The sequence below is a fragment of the Chelativorans sp. J32 genome, assembly GCF_000518985.1.
In the GTDB taxonomy this organism is placed as follows: domain Bacteria; phylum Pseudomonadota; class Alphaproteobacteria; order Rhizobiales; family Rhizobiaceae; genus Chelativorans.
Window position 1 is genome coordinate 36,116 of record NZ_JAEQ01000005.1, and the last position, 16,618, is coordinate 52,733.

A 16,618-nucleotide genomic window follows, 5' to 3' on the forward strand; every position below is an offset into this window, starting at 1 on the left:
CCTCCGCCATTCTCCAATTTCACTCCGCTGCTCCCTTGAACACGTCTGCCCCTGCCTCGAACTGCAGGCTGGCAAGCCGGGCATAGACGCCGCCACGAGCGACGAGCTCGGCATGTCGTCCTTCCTCCACGATCCTGCCTTCCTCAAGCACGAGGATCCGGTCCGCCTTGAGGATGGTGGCGAGGCGATGTGCAATCACGATCGTGGTGCGGCCCCGCATCAGATGCTCCAACGCTTCCTGCACCAGCGTTTCACTCTCTGCATCGAGAGCCGAGGTGGCCTCGTCCAGAAGGAGGATCGGGGCGTCACGAAGGATGGCGCGGGCAATGGCGAGCCTCTGGCGCTGGCCGCCTGAAAGCGTCACCCCGCGCTCGCCGACCTGGGTATCATACCCATTTTCCAGCGCCCTGATGAAGTCGTGGGCAAGCGCTGCACGGGCGGCAGCCTCCACCTGTTCCCGCGTTGCACCCGGCCGGCCGAAGGCGATGTTATCGGCCGCCGTGGCGGCGAATACCGTGACGTCCTGCGGCACGATCGCAAGGCGCTCGCGCACGGCCTGGGGGTCGGCTCTGCGGATATCGACCCCGTCGATCAGCACCGCGCCCTGGTCGGGATCGTAATAGCGCAGGAGCAGCGAGAAGACCGTGCTCTTGCCGGCTCCAGACGGCCCGACGATCGCCACCGTCTCACCCGGCGCCACATCGAAGGAAAGATCGTGTAAAGCGGAACGGCCAGGACGTGACGGATAGGCGAAGCTGACGTTCCTGAAGGACACGGAGCCGCGAGGCGGCAGCGGTAGGGCGAGAGGCTGGGCCGGCGCTGCGATGGCAGGTTTCTGCGCCAAAAGCTCCGTCATCCGTTCCGCGGCGCCGGCCGCCTGGGCAAGCTCGCCCCAGACTTCCGACAGGGCGCCGAGAGCTCCAGCGCCAAGCACGGCATAAAGCAGGAACTGGCCCAGCGTGCCCGCCGTCATCGTGCCATTGAGCACGGCATGCGAACCCGCCCACAGGACCGCAACGACCGAGGCGGAGGTGGCGAAGATAGCGACGAAGGTGAGGATCGAGCGGGCGAAAATCGAGCTGCGGGCGGCCTCGAACGCCGCCTCCACGGCCTCAGCGAAGCGCTTTGCAACGACCGTCTCGTTGGTGAAGGCCTGCAACACCCGAACGGCCGCGATCTGCTCGCCTGCAAAAGCAGTGGCGTCCGCGAGCGTATCCTGGGCGCGGCGGGCCCGTTTTCGAACGGAGCGTCCGAAGGCGACGAGCGGAAAGACAATGACCGGTATCGCCACCACCACCAGCGCGGAAAGCGTTGGGCTCGTCACAACCATCATCGCGACGGCGCCGAGCCCCATGATGGTGTTGCGCAGCGCGGTCGAAGCCGTCGCTCCGACTGCGGATTTGATCTGCGTCGCGTCTGCCGTAAGCCTGGAGACGATCTCTCCCGACAAAGCCTGATCAAAAAATGCCGGCGAAAGCCGCGTGACATGGGTGAAGACGTCGCGGCGCAGATCGGCCACGACCCGTTCGCCAAGCGTGATGACGAAATAATAGCGCCCGGCCGATGCCACGGCCAGCACCGCGGCCACGATCACGAGCATGGAGAAATAGCTGGCTATGAAGCCGCTATCGGCTTCCGAGAAGCCGTGATCGATCATCCTTCTTACCGCGATCGGGAGGATGAGCGTGGCGATGGCGGCAAGCAGCAGAAAGAAGCCCGCTCCGGCGACCAGCCATTTATAGGTGCGCAGATAAGGCAGGAGGCCGCGCAGCGGTTTGAGGGTGCGTCGCGACTTTTCCTCCTGCGCGACGGGTGTCAATGCCATAGCCCCTTCCTTCCGGCGCACCGGTGTTCCAAGATTCCGTTCCACCGGCCTTGTATCAATCCGCCGGCTGATGTATAGGCACGCGAACCTTTTCGAAGCCGTAGCCGCCCTTGGCCGCGGCTTCAAGTTTTCAAAATGGGCGAGATTGCCGCAGCGGAAGCCGCGCACGAGCCACATGAGTGACAAATTCAGGACAGAGCGATGAAAGCCGATATCCATCCCGACTATCACATGATCAAGGTCGTCATGACGGACGGCACCGAATACGAGACGCGCTCGACCTGGGGCAAGGAAGGCGACACACTCAACCTCGACATCGACCCCAACTCGCACCCGGCATGGACCGGCGGCCAGCAGACGCTCGTCGACCGTGGCGGCCGTGTGTCGAAGTTCAAGAAGCGCTACGAAGGCCTGGGCATCTAAAGTCCGCCATAAGCTTAATGAAAAGGCCCGCCTTCCGGCGGGCTTTTTTGTTTCGCTTAACTTCCGCAGTTTCGTGTTTTAACCAGCGACACCCGGAGCAGGGCAAGCGAACCGGGCGCTATTCAGCCGATTTCCGATCCACATGACCCAAGGCGCGTTCGGGCGCGATGACGTCGCGCACGCGCCGCTTGAGCTCCGATGCGTCGGGGAAGCCGCCGTCGCGTTTGCGTTCCCAGACAAGCTCGCCATCGCAATGGATTTCGAAGATGCCGCCCGTTCCGGGCTTGAGCGCCACTTCCTCCAACTCCTCCGAAAAGGTGGAAAGCAGCTCCTGCGCCATCCAGCCGGCGCGCAGGAGCCACTGGCATTGGCGGCAATAGGCGATGGTCACCCGATGGGCCATGAGGCTCAGGCCGCGCTCAGCTTTGCCATCGTGGCGTCGTCCACCTCGAAATTGGCGTAGACGTTCTGCACGTCGTCATCATCCTCGAGCACGCCGATCAGCTTCAGGATCGATTGCGCACGCTCCTCATCCACCGGAGTGGTGGTTTGTGGCCGCCAAATGGTCTTGACCGACTCGGCTTCGCCAAGGGTCTTCTCAAGCGCTGCCGTCACCTCGCCGATATTCTCAAAGGCGCAGATGATGACGTGGCCGTCCTCGTCCGACTGCACATCGTCGGCGCCGGCTTCGATAGCCGCTTCCATCACCGCATCGGCATTGCCTGCCGCAGCCGGATAAACGATCTCGCCGACGCGGTCGAACATGAAAGAAACGGAGCCGGTTTCGCCCAGGGCTCCGCCTGCCTTCGTGAAAGCGGCACGTATATTGGAAGCCGTACGGTTGCGGTTGTCGGTCAGCGCCTCGACGATGACGGCAACGCCGCCCGGCGCATAGCCCTCGTAGCGAACCTCCTCATAGGTCTCGGCGTCGTTGCCCTGCGCCTTCTTGATCGCCCTCTCGATATTGTCCTTGGGCATGGACTGGGCTCTGGCGTTCTGGACAGCAAGGCGAAGACGCGGATTCATCGCCGGATCGGGCAGACCCGCTTTGGCGGCGACTGTGATCTCACGCGCCAGCTTGGAGAACATCTTCGACTTGGCCGCATCCTGGCGCCCCTTGCGATGCATGATGTTCTTGAATTGGGAATGGCCGGCCATGGGGCTCCTTCTTGGATTCTGAAAAATCTTTTGGATTGCGCGCTTATAGTGAAAATAGCCCGAAACGTCCAGAACCGTGGCTTTTCATCCGGCCGACTGCCTCACGCAATGGTGAGGTGGGCTCCGTAGCGAACGCAGCGGAGGTGGGTTAGCATCCGTCCTGCAAATCCGGGGAGATGCCTATGCCTGCCTTCCGCCTGATTGCCTTTTTTCTTGCGCTCCTGATACCAGCAGCTGTCCATGCCCAGGAACAGCGCCCAAGCACCTGCATGGCCGTGGCAAACAGCCTGCCCGACGTGAAGTTCGTTAGCTTTCAGGAATTGGCGGCAACGCAGGGCGAAGTGTCGATCACCTATGCCGGACACTCCACCTACCTTATCGAGACGCCGGCCGGGGTGACCATTGCGACCGATTTTTCGGGGATTTACGGCGGAGCGCCTACACCACGTGTGGTCACGATGAACCGGGCGCATTCCACCCATTACACCCTCTACCCCGATCCAGCGATCGAATATGTGTTGACCGGATGGAATCCGGATGGGGGCGCCATCAAGCACTCGCTGGTGGTGGACGACGTTTATATCCGAAACGTGACGACCGACATTCGCGGCTTTTCGGAAGCCTCGAAGGACGGCAACTCCATCTTCATCTTCGAAGTGGCGGGTTTATGCATAGGCCATCTGGGCCACCTGCACCATGAGCTGGACGATTCACACTATGCCGCGATAGGTCGGTTGGACGTGGTGATGGTGCCGATCGATGGGGGCCTCACCCTTTCCATCGACAGCATGAGCGAGATTGCACGACGGCTTTCCTCGTCAATCATCCTGCCGATGCACCGCTTCTCCACGCCAATCGGCACTTTCGCCGAACGGATGGGTGAAGGTTTCGACGTGGAGTTTCACGAAGGGCGGACGATACGCGTGTCAATCGGGAGCCTTCCGAAACAGCCTACCATAATCGTTTTGGAGGGCGTCTAGCTCTCCCGCACAAAGGCGGGAGAGCAGTGGACCTGGCCTATGCGGCAAGGCGCGTGCCAAGCGATTCGATCTCTACGTGGCCGCGAAAGCCGCCGCTCGATTCCGCCGGCTTTCCGTCCTCAATCGCGTGAGCAAAGATTACCCCTTTGTCTGCTTCCAACTTCTGCTGAAACGCGTGGAGGCGCGGATATTCGCTTTCAAGGTCGAAGAGGCCCAGATCCTCGCCCCACCGGGCGATGCCTACGAAATATGCGTCTGCCACCGTCTTCGTGTCGCCCACTAGCCATTCGGTATGCGAGACCACATCCTGCAGATGGCTGTAGCAGCGCGCGGCTTTCTCTCGCGCAAGGTCGCGGAGGATATCCCGGCGCGGATCATTCTCGGCGAGCTTATAGGCGCTCCAGGCTGGCGCGAAAGCCGAGTGGAAATCCGTGTGCAGGAAGGAAAGCATCCGGTTCAACCGGTCGAAAGCATGGGTTTCCTGCGCGAAACCGAGCTTCCGGCTTAGATCGCGCTTGGCGATGTTGTGCAGGATCGCCAGACTTTCCGTGAGCGTATCACCATTCTCGAGGAGAAGCGCCGGCGTCGCCCCCAATGGACTTACTGCCCCGAACACCTTGCTTTGGGGCTTGGAGAGCATGTCGATCCGAACGAGGCGATAAGGGTGGCCGAGCCACTCCAGAGCCACGATCGATCCAAACGAGCAGCCATGCGGCACGCCGTAAAAGAGAACAGGTTCCATTTCCGACTCCTAAATTCCTCATGTTCGAAACGTGAACCGCTGCGGCCGACGATGAGGCCGGGCGCGGTTTCGAACTGGAAGGTCGGCCAATACTTGCGCTTTATCAAGTACTTACAATAATGTAAGGTACTGACCTGGAGGTAAGTATTGAGGAAATCCATGGCAAAGAAAGTTCAGCCCGATAGTTGCGGACTGGGTCCGGCCTTTCAGGTGATCGGTGGGAAATGGAAGGCGCTGCTTCTATGGCTCGTGCATCAGGAGCCGCGGCGATTCGGCGAGCTGAAGCGTCTGGTGCCGGACATCAGCGAGAAGATGCTGATCCAGCATCTGAGAGAGATGGAGGCGGACGGGCTGGTCCATCGCAAAGTGTTCCAAGAGGTCCCGCCGCGGGTGGAATACTCCGCGACGGAGCTTGGCATCTCGCTCGATAATGCGCTCATTCCCCTCGCCAATTGGGGCAAGGAGCACGCCGACGCGATCACCGCGCGACGCATGGCTGCGGAATAACCGCAGCCATGGAGGCGCTCTTAGGGAGCAGCCGTCAGTGGGTGTGGCCGCCCGACGCACCCTCGCGCGCACGCTTGCGCCGCGCCATCATGTTCAGAGCTTCCACGAGGGCTGAAAAGCCCATTGCGGTGTAGATATAGCCCTTCGGCACATGGAAACCGAAGCCGTCGGCGATCAGCGTCATACCGATCATGAGCAGGAAGCCGAGCGCGAGCATCACCACCGTGGGATTGGCGGCGATGAAGCGGGACAGCGGCTCTGCCGCGAGCAGCATTACGGTGACCGCTGCTATGACTGCGATGAACATGATGGCGATGTGATCGGTCATGCCGACAGCCGTTATGATCGAATCGATCGAGAAGACGAGATCGAGAAGCAGGATCTGTGTGATGGCCGATCCCATAGTGATCGTTGCCACCTTTCCGACCATGTTCTCCTTGGGATCCTCCGGATCGACCGAATGATGGATCTCCTTCGTCGCCTTCCAGACGAGGAAGAGACCGCCCGCGATGAGGATGAGATCGCGCCACGAGAAGCCGTGGTCGAACAGCGTGAACACCGGGGTCGTCAGTTGCACGATGATGGAGATTGTGCCGAGCAGTGCAAGGCGAAGCACCAGGGCGGCGCCGATGCCGAGCCTGCGGGCGCGCGCCTGCATCTCCTTGGGCAGCTTATTGGTGAGAATGGAAATGAAGATCAGGTTGTCGATGCCGAGAACGATCTCGAGCGTGACCAGTGTAACGAGCGCAACCCAGGCTTCGGGGCTAGACACGAAGTCGAAGTGCGAAAGCAGCCATTCCATCGGGGGATCCTGCGTGGGGTTGAGAGTAGGCCACCGCAGAGTTACGGAGGCCCTTGATTTTCGTCAACGCCAGAACGCGGGAACTGTTTCCTCGAGACGCGGCCCGAGACGCAGCGGCGCGATCTTTTCGGCTAGCCCCGTGCGGTCGGAGATATCGAGCCCGACACCACAGATGGTGGCCGGACCGTTCGCCGCCTCGAAGCGGTTCTTGGGAACCTTACTGAGGAACCGGTTGAGCGGCTCTTCCTTGTCCATGCCCAGAGAGGAATCATAATCGCCGCACATGCCCGCATCGGAAATATAGGCCGTGCCGCCGTTGAGGATTTGATGGTCGGCCGTCGGCTGATGTGTGTGGGTCCCGATAACGGCACTCACCCGCCCATCCACGAAATGGCCGAAGCACATCTTCTCGGATGTCGCTTCCGCATGGAAATCGATGATCGCCGCATCCGCCTGCTCGCCGAGATGACAAGCAGCAAGCTCGTTCTCCGCAGTACGAAACGGGTCGTCCAGTTCAGGATGCATGAACACCCGGCCCATGATATTGGCCACGAGCACGCGCGCCCCGTTCCTGGCAATGTAGAGACCCGAGCCGCGGCCTGGCGTACCCTTCGGGAAATTGGCAGGACGGAGGAAACGCTCCTCGCGGGGCGCAAAGCTCAAGGCCTCGCGCTGGTCCCAAACATGATTGCCCGTTGTCACCACATCCGCGCCGGCCTGCAATGTGTGGCGGAAGATCTCTTCGGTGATGCCGAAGCCACCAGCGGCGTTTTCGCCGTTCACCACAACGAAATCGAGCTTGAAGTCCGAGACGAGGCCAGGAAGGCGCTCCCAGACAGCGGTCCGGCCCGTGCGGCCAACCATGTCGCCAAGAAACAAGATACGCATTCCCTGCTCTTACAGGGGCTGGGCGAACCGGCGCAAGCCGCTTTCGGTAAGGATTTCGGGTAACGCGATATCGTGCGCCTCGTTGGGAACCTCCGGCACCTCCTGGCAATCAAAGGCTATTCCGATGAGGTTCGGTGCGCGGCCTCGCTGCCGCAGCCGCTCGATCGCGCGATCGTAATATCCGGCGCCGTAGCCGATCCGGTGCCCGCGCGCGTCGAAAGCGGCAAGCGGCACAAGCATCAATTCGGGTTCGAGTTCCGCCGCATCCTCGCCGGGTCCTTGCGTGCCGAAGCCCATGTCCACAAGCGGCGCGCCACGCAGCAATTCGCGGAAGACAATCGTCGTCTTGTCGAGGATCGCAGGCAGGCACAAGCGCGCGCCGCCATCCCTGAGCGCCGCCATCAGCGGGCGAACATCTACCTCCGACCGCATGGGCCAGAAGCCCGAAACGACCGTTCCGGGCATTGGCGCAATCTCGCTTGCCTTCTCCGCGAAGCGGAACGAAGCTTCGATCCGCCAGCGGGGATCGAGCGCGTCGCGACGCGCAAGCGCCTCCTGCCGCAGCATCTTCTTCAATTCGCGGGGTGGGAGGGTCATCCTTGCCTTGGTGTGAACTGCAGCGCGAATGCGCCCTGACGGGGGGAAAGCGGCGATCCACGGCAACCGATGGAATGACCGATCCCGGGAACCTACAAAGTAGGTGGGCGCCGTATGACCAAGCCCACGGGCAAGGCCAGGGACAGCTCCCTTAAGGATCGATAAGGCCCCGGGGAATTGAATTCCTGTCGCGAGGCGCAGACCGCCACAACCAATATAGGCTCCAGCGGCAACCCATGCCAGCCTCTTGCCGGCAGAAGATGCAGATTTGCAGTAAAACTTACGCTATCCCTCGCCGGCCGATCTTGCGGCGGCCGATCGGCTTCTGCGCCTCGAATTCCGCACCGGCGGAGATCTCGACATCGATGCCGCCGCCGAAGACGATGTTTAAGAATTCGACCAGCCACTGCCTCAGATGCATGTCCCAGATCAGCCGGCCCCCCAGGTGATCGCGCCCCGGCTGCGCGCCGGGCAGCACGAAGCGCTGCGCGCCGTGGACGACCCAACGCTGCATCATCATTCGGGTGAGCTCCGCGTGGAACTGGATGCCCCAGGCATTCCTGCCATAGTGGAAGGCCTGATTTGGATAATGATCCGAAGTGGCGAGGAGGGTCGCCCCGGAGGGCAACGAAAAACCTTCCCGATGGAACTGGTAGACCATTTCAGGCCAATGCAGGAGCTGCCGGCCTTCCTCCGTGGCCCTGAGCGGATACCAACCAACCTCCACGAGCCCGTCGTCATGGCTCTTCACCTGCCCTCCCAGATGCTTCACCAGCATCTGGGCACCGAGACAGATGCCGAGGAAAGGCTTCTCCTCCTTCAGGGGAACGGCAAGCCACTCAGTTTCACGGACGACGAATTCGTCTCTGTCATTGGCGCTCATCGGGCCACCGAAAACAACGGCGCCGTGATGCTCTTCCAGCGTTTCCGGCAGCTGATCGCCCAAGGGAGGCCGACGGATATCCAGCGTGAAGCCGGTTTTTTCGAGAAGCTGGCCTACGCGGCCAGGACTGGACATTTCCTGATGCAAGACGACCAGGATTTTCTTACCCGCCCCCCGGACCATCTCTTGCAGCTACTCGCTCCCCTTTTTTCCGCTTTCAGCCTGCACGCTCTGCCGCATGGCAACGCGTGTGCGCGTATCAACGTCGATCAGCTCGGCCACCCGCCAGACCAGATTATCCTCGAGTTCGTGCAGCTCGCCATCGGAAAGGACCACTTCCCACATGAGGCGAATGAACTCGGCGCGGGCGTTCTCATCAAGATTCCGCTTGAGCACGCTGGTGAACGCATAGAGGTCGACCGCATCGGCTTCCGCTTCTTCGGCGGCCTTCAACAGCGCCTTCAGTTCGGCGCCATTGACATTGTAGGCGCGTGACAGCGCCTTCTTGAGCCGGGCGCGCTCGTCAGCGCTGCACATGCCATCGGCCGCCATCACATGAATGAGCAGCGCCGCCGCAGCCACGCGGGGATCATCCTCCTGCAGGCGCGATGTCTTGGCGCCGGAGGGCAGATCCTTGAGGAATGAGAGGATGCGATCGAACATGGCAGACCTATGGAATCAGACATGCATGTTAAAGCCCCCGCGAAAGCCCACAATGCCTTTCTTGCGGCTGCCAACATGGTTCAAAGAAAAACGAACGCAGGAAGCCTCCGTTCCTTGCTCGAATTCGTCCCTCAGAATAGCCGGAACCTGTTGGCTTCGTCGGCGCGGCTCTCTTGCCGCGGCTCGACGCCGGGGTCGTCAGGCAATGGCGGCCGAAGCTCCTCCTCTTCCTCAACGGAAGCATCGCCTTTGTCCTTCTGCGAGCCGTTGTCGGCATTCGGGCGAGGAGCTTCAGGCGCTGCTCCTTCGCCTGCCACCGGAACGGCTTCTTGCCGGACAGGCTCGGCTTCCGCTTCGAGGGTAAGGTCTTGGGGCTCTTCGGCGGGTGCAGCGGCAGCTTCCACCGGCGGTAGCGCCCGCAAGGCGTCTTCTCCTTCGATAACCTGACCGAGCCGCTCCATGGGCGCGCGCCACTCGAACGCATCGAGCCGGCCCGTGATAGGTGAAGCTGGAGCCCAACGTTCGGCAACGTACCCATCCGCCACCCAGGCGGGGTCTTGCGGCGCGCGCACAGCCTTCGCCAGCCAGTGACGAACGCGGCCCTGGTCCCCCGTGTCCGCTTCCTCAATATCCGCCAGGAGCAGGAACGCTCCTTCACGCGGATCGAGCCGCACTGCCGCCTCAGCCGCCTCCCTGGCCTCCTTGTATTCGCCTGCATCGAGGGCGGCACGGGCGACGGCAAGCTCCGATTCGGCATTGTTGGGCTTCAACCGCCGCAGCTTCTTTGCACGCGCCAGCCGGTCATGGGTCGAGTCGCCGGGCCGCGCATGGATATAGACGTCAGCCACCTCGGGGTGCGGCGATTTCGCCCATACGGATTCCAGCACCTTCGCGCCGCGGCGCAGATCGTCTTGGCGGAAAAGCGCCCGGGCCGCCGTCACCGCCGCTGGGACGAAATCCGGCTGCAGCTTATGAGCTTCGAGCGCGGCGGTCTTGGCCGCGGCAGCGTTGATATCGAGCTCAGCCATGGCCTGCGCCGTGAGCAGCACCGCGCGCTTTCGGGCGAGAGCCTCACGTTCCTCCTTGCCCGACGGCTTCTGCTGGCCGAGCAACGTAAGCGCGCCTTGCCAGTCGCCTGCCTCGGTCCTGGCCTCAAGCGTAGCATTGGCGGCCCAGCCAAGCTGGGGCGCAATCTTCGTGGCCTCCGCAGCATAATGCCTGGCGACCTCACGTTCGCCAAGGCGCTCCGCCTCAAGATAAAGACCGCGCAGGCCGAGAAGGCGCGTCTCCGGATCCTCGGCCATTGCCTGAAACTTCGCACGGGCGGCCTCGTGATCGCCTTCGAGAACCGATGCCTGCGCGTCGAGAAGATGAATCAAAGGCTCCTGATCGGAAGAAATAAGCTTTGCGGCCTGCTGACCCATGCGCCTGGCAACGCCCGCATCGCCGGCCCCCGCCGCGATCAGACCCGTCGAAAGCGCCTGGTAACCCCGGTCGCGCCGCCGCGCACGGAAATAACGCCGCACGGCATGAGGGCTGGTCCAGATGCCACGGATGATCCACCAGAGGATCATCACGGCCGCAACTGCAGCGACCAGCAGCACCGCAGCCACCATCAGTGTCACTTGGTACTGATAGCCGCCGAAGGTGATGGCAAGCTCGCCCGGCCGGTCAGCCAGCCAGGCAAAGCCGAGCCCGAGCAGCAGGACGATGACGAAGAAAGAGAGGATGCGGAACATGGCGCCGTCCTTACGCTGGCTTCAGCGCGCTCGAAAGCGCCTTTTCGAGGACCTGGTCCGCTGCCTGCCGCGCCCGCAACTTCTCTGCGAAATCGGCGGCCACCTCCTTGGCACTCGGCGGCAGCGATTCGTATTCGGCCAGCGCCTGGGCATAGTCCCCGCGCTTCACGGCTGCCTCCATGCGGGCGGCGATGGCGTCAGGCGTATCGCCCGGCACTTCGCCCACGGGACGGACGGTAACTGCTGAACGTGCGCTTGCCATCAGCCGATCGAACATGCCTGCATCAGGCGGCAGATCGGACGTGGATGCGGCGATGCGGGAGGCGACATTCGGCGCCTCATCCACAAGCGCTGCTTCCGTGGGGATGCCGGTCTGCGCGTATGGCCTGAGCGGATCGAGCTCCGGTGCATTGGGAGCAATCGCGGAATAGGTCTCCAGCTCGCTCGCGAAGGGAGCACCCCGCTCGACTGCAGACCTGAGAGCGGACGCGGCCACGATGAGAGCGAGTCTCGGTCCCTCGTCTTCCTTGGCCACCTGCTCGCTGAGCTGAGCGACCTGACCGGCGAGTTCGTCGAGCCGCTGCGCCGTCGCCGCACTCGTCTGCTGTGCGGTACCCGCCACCTCCACTGCCGAGGCAATCTGCCCTTGAAGCTCGTTCATCTGCTGTGAAAGCTGAGACGTGTCGCCGCCGCCTGCCGTCTGGGCTACCGAAGCGACGCGACGCTCCAGTTCGGCAAGCTGCTGCCCCAGTTTTTGCAGCTCCGCGCCGCTCTGGTCCGGCGAAGCTGATTGCAGCGCGTTTACGGTCTCGCGCAATTCGCTGATTTGCTGCCGCGGTTCCGCCAGCGCCTGCTCCAATGCTTGCTGGGAAGGCCCAGCAGAAGCGCTTTCCCGTAACTGCGAAAGCTCGTTCTGGAGCGTCGCGACCTGCTGTTCCAGATTCTGCACGGCGGGATCGGCATCCTGCTGCCGCCGATCGGGCAGCACCCCCGCCCAAAGGACCGCTCCCCCGGCGGCGAGCGCGATCAGCGCACCAAGGATCCCGCCGGTAAGCGCGTTTGCGAAACCGCCACTGCGAGCCGGCGCGGCCGCTTCTTCCGGCGCGGGCCGCTCGAATGTTTCGGTGTCCGGCCGGGCTTCCTCGGGTTGCAAAGATTCTTCCAGGGGGAGGTCAGGCCCTGAGACCGCTTCGCCATGGGTCTCCGGGGATGGGGAGTTCCTTTCAGAGGGCTGGTTTTCCGCAGCGGCGGCGGCTGGACCGCTTGAGGACCCCGGTTCGGACGCGTCTGCAATGGGTTCCTGATCGGTTGCAGCATCGCCTGCGGGCGAGACTTGCTCCGCCGAATCGCGCTCCCGTTGCACGGGTTCGGCCTCCAGATCGATCGTCACCGGCTCTCGGCTCGGCTTGGAGTGACGTGCCCTTGGGGTTTTGGCCATCTGGCAGCTCCGTTGCTAAATCCGCGCTCTGCGCCGATATCCTACTTGGGTGCCCAATTATAGGTTTCGGGCCTGAAAAAAGATTGACGCTAATCACGCCTTGGCAGCATGGAAAGCATAGCCTCTTCCGTTGGTTCCCGTGCGGCCAGGACGCGCATCCCGGCGATATCGGGCAATTTTTGCGCAACACGCTCCGAGATGGCGATGAATAGGGCCGTCTTGAGCAATGAGACGAAGGGCGACAGAACCTCCGCGGCGAAGGCCGAATAAACAAGCACGCTGTCGATGGGACGATTTGCGGTCGCGTCCCTGAATTCATCATTCGAGATGGGAAGGGGCATCGTGTCGTAGGTTTCGACCGCTGTCACCGGGAGGCCGGCGGCAGTAAGACGGCTCTCCAGTATGTTTCGGCGCACGCGCCCACAAAGATAGAGGATGTGAGAGCCCGAAGCCACGGTATCGATGATTCGGCCGGCGAGGCGCTGCGCATCGCCGGCACTGGAATCGCTTACGGACAGGCCGGCCTCGGCCGCTACCTGGCCGGTCCTTTCCCCTACAGCAAATGCCGGCAGGTGAGAAATCTGCTTCAGGAAAGCAGGCGGCAAATGGCGCACCGCGTTCGCGCTCGGAATAGCCACGGCGCTGAATTTCTCCAAGTCAGGCAAGGCATCGAGCGGGAGCGGTTCGATCCTGGTCAGCGGCAAGAGCACGGGTTCGAAACCCAGCGCTGCAAGCTTGCGGGCTGTTCGGGTTGCCCCGGGCTCCGGACGCGTGACCAGAACACGCATCACGGTTCAGCTCCAGCTTGTGAAAAAGCCGGCCCCCGCCCTCTCGCGAATCCGTCGCCCGGCATCCGTTCCGATCTCCGCCGCGTCGGTCACCGCGCCCTCGCCGTCGATTTCGTGCACCTCCCCGCCATCCGGCGTGAGGATCATGCCGGAAAAGGAGATCCGGTCTCCTTCGACCCTGGCAAGCCCGGCCATGGGGGTGCGGCAGGAACCGTCGAGGGCGGCAAGGAACGCGCGCTCGCAGGAAAGCGCAAAACCGGTCGGGGGATGGTGGATCGCCTGCACCAGCGATGCGATCCGCTCATCGCCGACCCGGCTTTCGATGCAGATTGCCCCCTGCCCCAAGGCGGGCGGAAACGCCGTCGGATCGAGGATCTCGGTAGCGAGATGGTCGAGCTTGAGCCGCTTGAGCCCGGCGAGCGCGAGCAGCGTGCCGTCGGCTTCTCCCGCTTCGAGCTTCCTGAGGCGCGTCTGCACATTGCCGCGGAATATGCCCACTTTCAGGTCAGGCCGGAGCCGGAGCGCGAGCGCCTGCCGGCGAAGCGACGACGTGCCCAGATTGGCACCTTGGGCAAGCTCCTCGAGGCGCTTCCCATCGCGGCCGATGAAGACATCACGCACATCCTCCCTTTCCAGGAAGGCGGAAAGCTCGAGCCCTTGGGGCAGGACGGTCGGCATATCCTTGGAAGAATGGACGGCCAGGTCGATTCGGCCATCCAGTAGCGCTTCCTCGATTTCCTTGGTGAAGAGGCCCTTGCCACCCGCTTCGGAAAGCGGGCGATCCTGAATCTGGTCGCCGGACGTTCGGATGACGACGATCTCAAACGCCTCTTTCGGGAGGGCGTGCGCGGCCATCAGTCGCGCCCGGGTTTCGGCCGCTTGGGCAAGCGCCAATGCGCTGCCGCGCGTCCCGATTTTCACCACATCAGTTTGCATGCCGCCATGTCCGTGCTAACCGGCGTATCCACTATGGTGGATAGCTATATTGGCTCTACAAGATACCGCGTCGATACCTAGCGGGGATCGGACGCGTGGGCAACCAAGGTGGACCGGACTGAATGACGCGCGTGTTGGGGATAGAGACGAGCTGCGACGAAACCGCCGCCGCCGTTATCACGCGCGGCGAGGACGGAGCGCCTGCGATCCTTTCCAATGTGGTGTTGAGTCAAATCGAGGAGCATGCCGCCTTCGGTGGCGTGGTGCCCGAGATCGCCGCGCGCGCCCATGTGGAAGCGCTCGACGGCGTCATCGAGGCAGCCCTTGAGGAAGCGGGCGTCACGCTTGACGAAATCGACGGTATCGCCGCCACTGCCGGCCCGGGCCTGATAGGCGGGCTCATCGTCGGACTCACGACGGCAAAGGCGCTTGCCGCAGCGCTGGACAAACCTCTCCTGCCCGTGAACCATCTGGAGGGTCACGCGCTCACCGCGCGCCTGACGGACGGGTTGGAATTCCCGTACCTGCTCCTGCTCGTCTCGGGCGGCCACACGCAGATCGTGCACGTTCAAGACATCGGCCGATACGAGCGCTGGGCGAGCACCATAGACGATGCTCTCGGCGAAGCTTTCGACAAGACGGCAAAGCTGCTCGGGCTGCCCTATCCCGGCGGGCCGAGCGTGGAAAAGGCCGCCGCCCAGGGAAATGCGACGCGCTTTGCATTTCCGCGGCCGCTCAAGGGCGAAGCGCGGCCGGACTTTTCCTTTTCCGGCCTGAAAACAGCCGTGCGCCGCACTGCCAGCGAGCTTGCACCTCTTTCCGAGCAGGACATTGCCGACATCTGCGCCTCTTTCCAGGCCGCGGTGACCGAAACGCTGGCAGACCGCGTGACACGCAGTCTTGAACGGTTCAGAACCGAGCATTCGCATCTGAAGGAGCCGGCGCTCGTCGTCGCCGGCGGCGTGGCGGCAAATGCGGCGATCCGGAACACGCTGAAAAGCCTTTGCCGCCAGAAAGGTTTTCGCCTTGTCGCGCCGCCCATCAAACTCTGCGGCGACAATGCAGCCATGATCGCCTGGGCAGGGCTGGAACGCCTGGAGGCCGGACTTGCGGAAGAAAATGCGCTCGCCTTCGCCCCGCGTCCGCGCTGGCCCCTGGATGAGAGTTCCGCGCCACTTTTCGGGGCGGGAAAGCGAGGAGCCAAGGCATGAGCACGAGCTGGAGCATCGCCGTCCTTGGCGCCGGCGCCTGGGGAACCGCGCTGGCACTTACGATGCAAAGGGCCGGCCATAGGACCACGCTTTGGGCTCGCGATCCCAATCTTGTGCGGGAAATCAACGATACCCATGCAAACAGCCGCTACCTGCCCGGCGTTACAATCGACCCTCGCGTGCTTGCCACGGATGATCTGGCGGCGGCCGTCAGCGAAGCAGATTGCGTGCTTGCGGCCATACCCGCGCAGCATCTCAGCGCAGTGCTCGCCTCAGCGTCTAACGTGCTCGCGCCGGATGTTCCAGTTGTGCTTTGCGCCAAAGGGATCGAGCGCGAGACCGGTCGGCTGATGTCCGAGGCCGCACGCGAGGCTCTGCGCGGCAACTCGCTCGCCGCACTTTCGGGCCCGAGCTTCGCCACCGACCTGGCGCGGGGTCTTCCCACCGCCGTGACCGTCGCATCTCCGGACGGTGCGCTGGCGGCAGAGCTTGCGAAAAGGCTCTCGGCACCGCATCTGCGCTGCTATTCGAGCGACGATCTCGTCGGCGTCGAACTCGGAGGCGCGCTCAAGAATGTGCTGGCGATCGCGGCAGGTGCCACAACCGGCGCAGGATTAGGCGCAAGCGCCGTGGCCGCCATAACGACCCGTGGCTTCGTGGAACTCCGGCGCATCGGGGCGGCTTTCGGCGCTCGGACGGAAACGCTGATGGGACTTTCGGGCCTGGGCGATCTCATTCTCACCTGCAGTTCTTCCCAGTCGCGCAATTTCGCCTATGGCGTGGCACTGGGGCGCGGCGAAAGCATCGAGAACCTGCCGCTGGCCGAAGGGGTGTTCACCGCCGGGATAGCGGCAAGACTCGTCGGCGAACGCGGATTGGAGGCGCCTATTGTGGAAGCCGTGAACGGTATCCTGGAGGGACGGCTCACGGTCGAAACGGCGATGCAAGCGCTCCTCGCCCGCCCCTTGAAGAGCGAATAGGGAACGATGCCGACGAACCTCCCACGAGATCACAACTCGCTGTTTAACGACTTCCTAT

General features: G+C 62.9%; 18 protein-coding genes and 1 other RNA gene. 5 read left to right on the top strand and 14 right to left on the bottom strand.

Annotation, left to right across the window (positions count from 1 at the left end):
- Window positions 1-19 precede the first annotated feature (19 nt).
- Window positions 20-1,825: an ABC transporter transmembrane domain-containing protein gene (locus CHEJ32_RS0109210; protein WP_028033612.1), complete on the bottom strand. Its 1,806-nt coding sequence runs from the start codon at window positions 1,823-1,825 to the stop codon at window positions 20-22.
- A gap of 201 nt (window positions 1,826-2,026) precedes the next feature.
- On the opposite strand from CHEJ32_RS0109210, the gene rpmE reads away from it, so the two are divergent.
- Window positions 2,027-2,248, top strand: coding sequence for a 50S ribosomal protein L31 (rpmE, locus tag CHEJ32_RS0109215; RefSeq protein WP_028033613.1), 222 nt, complete (start codon window positions 2,027-2,029; stop codon window positions 2,246-2,248).
- A gap of 118 nt (window positions 2,249-2,366) precedes the next feature.
- Here rpmE and CHEJ32_RS0109220 read toward each other — a convergent pair whose 3' ends face one another.
- Together CHEJ32_RS0109220 and CHEJ32_RS0109225 are read right to left on the bottom strand one after the other, a co-directional pair.
- Window positions 2,367-2,651 (bottom strand): SelT/SelW/SelH family protein, encoded by a 285-nt coding sequence (locus CHEJ32_RS0109220; RefSeq protein ID WP_028033614.1) that lies wholly within the window; start codon window positions 2,649-2,651, stop codon window positions 2,367-2,369.
- 5 nt (window positions 2,652-2,656) lie between these two features.
- The gene (locus tag CHEJ32_RS0109225; RefSeq protein WP_028033615.1) at window positions 2,657-3,406 is read right to left on the bottom strand and encodes a YebC/PmpR family DNA-binding transcriptional regulator; all 750 of its coding nucleotides are present in this window, start codon (window positions 3,404-3,406) and stop codon (window positions 2,657-2,659) included.
- A 182-nt stretch (window positions 3,407-3,588) separates the two neighbouring features.
- Here CHEJ32_RS0109225 and CHEJ32_RS0109230 point away from each other — a divergent pair, with 182 nt between their 5' ends.
- Window positions 3,589-4,386, top strand: a complete 798-nt coding sequence (locus CHEJ32_RS0109230; RefSeq protein ID WP_028033616.1) for an MBL fold metallo-hydrolase — start codon at window positions 3,589-3,591, stop codon at window positions 4,384-4,386.
- Between the two features lie 37 nt (window positions 4,387-4,423).
- Here CHEJ32_RS0109230 and CHEJ32_RS0109235 read toward each other — a convergent pair whose 3' ends face one another.
- Window positions 4,424-5,128, bottom strand: coding sequence for a glutathione S-transferase family protein (locus tag CHEJ32_RS0109235; protein WP_028033617.1), 705 nt, complete (start codon window positions 5,126-5,128; stop codon window positions 4,424-4,426).
- 159 nt (window positions 5,129-5,287) lie between these two features.
- Between CHEJ32_RS0109235 and CHEJ32_RS0109240 the strand changes: the two genes are divergently transcribed.
- Entirely contained in the window at window positions 5,288-5,635 is a 348-nt protein-coding gene (locus CHEJ32_RS0109240; protein ID WP_028033618.1) for a helix-turn-helix domain-containing protein, read from the top strand.
- Between the two features lie 34 nt (window positions 5,636-5,669).
- Here CHEJ32_RS0109240 and CHEJ32_RS0109245 read toward each other — a convergent pair whose 3' ends face one another.
- The 10 genes from CHEJ32_RS0109245 to hemC all read right to left on the bottom strand — a co-directional run bounded on the left by CHEJ32_RS0109245 (window position 5,670) and on the right by hemC (window position 14,369).
- Complete coding sequence (locus tag CHEJ32_RS0109245; protein ID WP_028033619.1) at window positions 5,670-6,437, bottom strand: TerC family protein; 768 nt, start codon at window positions 6,435-6,437, stop codon at window positions 5,670-5,672.
- Window positions 6,438-6,500: 63 nt separating this feature from the next.
- Window positions 6,501-7,325 carry a TIGR00282 family metallophosphoesterase gene (locus CHEJ32_RS27100; protein ID WP_028033620.1) on the bottom strand — a complete coding sequence of 275 codons (825 nt, stop codon included), beginning with the start codon at window positions 7,323-7,325 and terminating at the stop codon, window positions 6,501-6,503.
- 9 nt (window positions 7,326-7,334) lie between these two features.
- On the bottom strand, window positions 7,335-7,922 hold the full coding sequence (locus CHEJ32_RS27105; RefSeq protein ID WP_028033621.1) for a 5-formyltetrahydrofolate cyclo-ligase: 588 nt from the start codon (window positions 7,920-7,922) through the stop codon (window positions 7,335-7,337).
- Window positions 7,923-7,972: 50 nt separating this feature from the next.
- Window positions 7,973-8,129: non-coding RNA, 6S RNA (gene ssrS, locus CHEJ32_RS26685), on the bottom strand.
- Window positions 8,130-8,202: 73 nt separating this feature from the next.
- Window positions 8,203-8,988: a glutamine amidotransferase gene (locus tag CHEJ32_RS0109260; RefSeq protein ID WP_028033622.1), complete on the bottom strand. Its 786-nt coding sequence runs from the start codon at window positions 8,986-8,988 to the stop codon at window positions 8,203-8,205.
- Window positions 8,989-8,997: 9 nt separating this feature from the next.
- Window positions 8,998-9,468: a TerB family tellurite resistance protein gene (locus tag CHEJ32_RS0109265; RefSeq protein WP_028033623.1), complete on the bottom strand. Its 471-nt coding sequence runs from the start codon at window positions 9,466-9,468 to the stop codon at window positions 8,998-9,000.
- Between the two features lie 131 nt (window positions 9,469-9,599).
- The gene (locus CHEJ32_RS0109270; protein WP_028033624.1) at window positions 9,600-11,207 is read right to left on the bottom strand and encodes a heme biosynthesis protein HemY; all 1,608 of its coding nucleotides are present in this window, start codon (window positions 11,205-11,207) and stop codon (window positions 9,600-9,602) included.
- Window positions 11,208-11,217: 10 nt separating this feature from the next.
- On the bottom strand, window positions 11,218-12,645 hold the full coding sequence (locus CHEJ32_RS24295) for a mitofilin family membrane protein (protein WP_028033625.1): 1,428 nt from the start codon (window positions 12,643-12,645) through the stop codon (window positions 11,218-11,220).
- Window positions 12,646-12,734: 89 nt separating this feature from the next.
- Window positions 12,735-13,433, bottom strand: a complete 699-nt coding sequence (locus tag CHEJ32_RS0109280) for a uroporphyrinogen-III synthase (protein WP_034658148.1) — start codon at window positions 13,431-13,433, stop codon at window positions 12,735-12,737.
- Between the two features lie 6 nt (window positions 13,434-13,439).
- Window positions 13,440-14,369, bottom strand: coding sequence for a hydroxymethylbilane synthase (hemC, locus tag CHEJ32_RS0109285; protein WP_028033627.1), 930 nt, complete (start codon window positions 14,367-14,369; stop codon window positions 13,440-13,442).
- A 122-nt stretch (window positions 14,370-14,491) separates the two neighbouring features.
- Between hemC and tsaD the strand changes: the two genes are divergently transcribed.
- Both tsaD and CHEJ32_RS0109295 read left to right on the top strand, forming a co-directional pair.
- Entirely contained in the window at window positions 14,492-15,580 is a 1,089-nt protein-coding gene (gene tsaD / locus CHEJ32_RS0109290) for a tRNA (adenosine(37)-N6)-threonylcarbamoyltransferase complex transferase subunit TsaD (protein WP_028033628.1), read from the top strand.
- A complete protein-coding gene (locus CHEJ32_RS0109295) occupies window positions 15,577-16,560 on the top strand; it encodes an NAD(P)H-dependent glycerol-3-phosphate dehydrogenase (protein WP_028033629.1) in 984 nt (327 codons plus the stop codon). The genes tsaD and CHEJ32_RS0109295 overlap by 4 nt, the downstream gene beginning before the upstream one ends.
- Window positions 16,561-16,618 lie beyond the last annotated feature (58 nt).

Coding starts and splice junctions, on each gene's coding strand:
- CHEJ32_RS0109235 (WP_028033617.1), bottom strand. CDS start 5,128: ATGGAACCTGTTCTCTTTTACGGCGTGCCGCATGGCTGCTCGTTTGGA.
- CHEJ32_RS0109295 (WP_028033629.1), top strand. CDS start 15,577: ATGAGCACGAGCTGGAGCATCGCCGTCCTTGGCGCCGGCGCCTGGGGA.
- CHEJ32_RS0109280 (WP_034658148.1), bottom strand. CDS start 13,433: ATGCGTGTTCTGGTCACGCGTCCGGAGCCCGGGGCAACCCGAACAGCC.
- hemC (WP_028033627.1), bottom strand. CDS start 14,369: ATGCAAACTGATGTGGTGAAAATCGGGACGCGCGGCAGCGCATTGGCG.
- CHEJ32_RS0109230 (WP_028033616.1), top strand. CDS start 3,589: ATGCCTGCCTTCCGCCTGATTGCCTTTTTTCTTGCGCTCCTGATACCA.
- CHEJ32_RS27105 (WP_028033621.1), bottom strand. CDS start 7,922: ATGACCCTCCCACCCCGCGAATTGAAGAAGATGCTGCGGCAGGAGGCG.
- tsaD (WP_028033628.1), top strand. CDS start 14,492: ATGACGCGCGTGTTGGGGATAGAGACGAGCTGCGACGAAACCGCCGCC.
- CHEJ32_RS24295 (WP_028033625.1), bottom strand. CDS start 12,645: ATGGCCAAAACCCCAAGGGCACGTCACTCCAAGCCGAGCCGAGAGCCG.
- CHEJ32_RS0109225 (WP_028033615.1), bottom strand. CDS start 3,406: ATGGCCGGCCATTCCCAATTCAAGAACATCATGCATCGCAAGGGGCGC.
- CHEJ32_RS27100 (WP_028033620.1), bottom strand. CDS start 7,325: ATGCGTATCTTGTTTCTTGGCGACATGGTTGGCCGCACGGGCCGGACC.
- rpmE (WP_028033613.1), top strand. CDS start 2,027: ATGAAAGCCGATATCCATCCCGACTATCACATGATCAAGGTCGTCATG.
- CHEJ32_RS0109210 (WP_028033612.1), bottom strand. CDS start 1,825: ATGGCATTGACACCCGTCGCGCAGGAGGAAAAGTCGCGACGCACCCTC.
- CHEJ32_RS0109240 (WP_028033618.1), top strand. CDS start 5,288: ATGGCAAAGAAAGTTCAGCCCGATAGTTGCGGACTGGGTCCGGCCTTT.
- CHEJ32_RS0109270 (WP_028033624.1), bottom strand. CDS start 11,207: ATGTTCCGCATCCTCTCTTTCTTCGTCATCGTCCTGCTGCTCGGGCTC.
- CHEJ32_RS0109265 (WP_028033623.1), bottom strand. CDS start 9,468: ATGTTCGATCGCATCCTCTCATTCCTCAAGGATCTGCCCTCCGGCGCC.
- CHEJ32_RS0109220 (WP_028033614.1), bottom strand. CDS start 2,651: ATGGCCCATCGGGTGACCATCGCCTATTGCCGCCAATGCCAGTGGCTC.
- CHEJ32_RS0109245 (WP_028033619.1), bottom strand. CDS start 6,437: ATGGAATGGCTGCTTTCGCACTTCGACTTCGTGTCTAGCCCCGAAGCC.
- CHEJ32_RS0109260 (WP_028033622.1), bottom strand. CDS start 8,988: ATGGTCCGGGGGGCGGGTAAGAAAATCCTGGTCGTCTTGCATCAGGAA.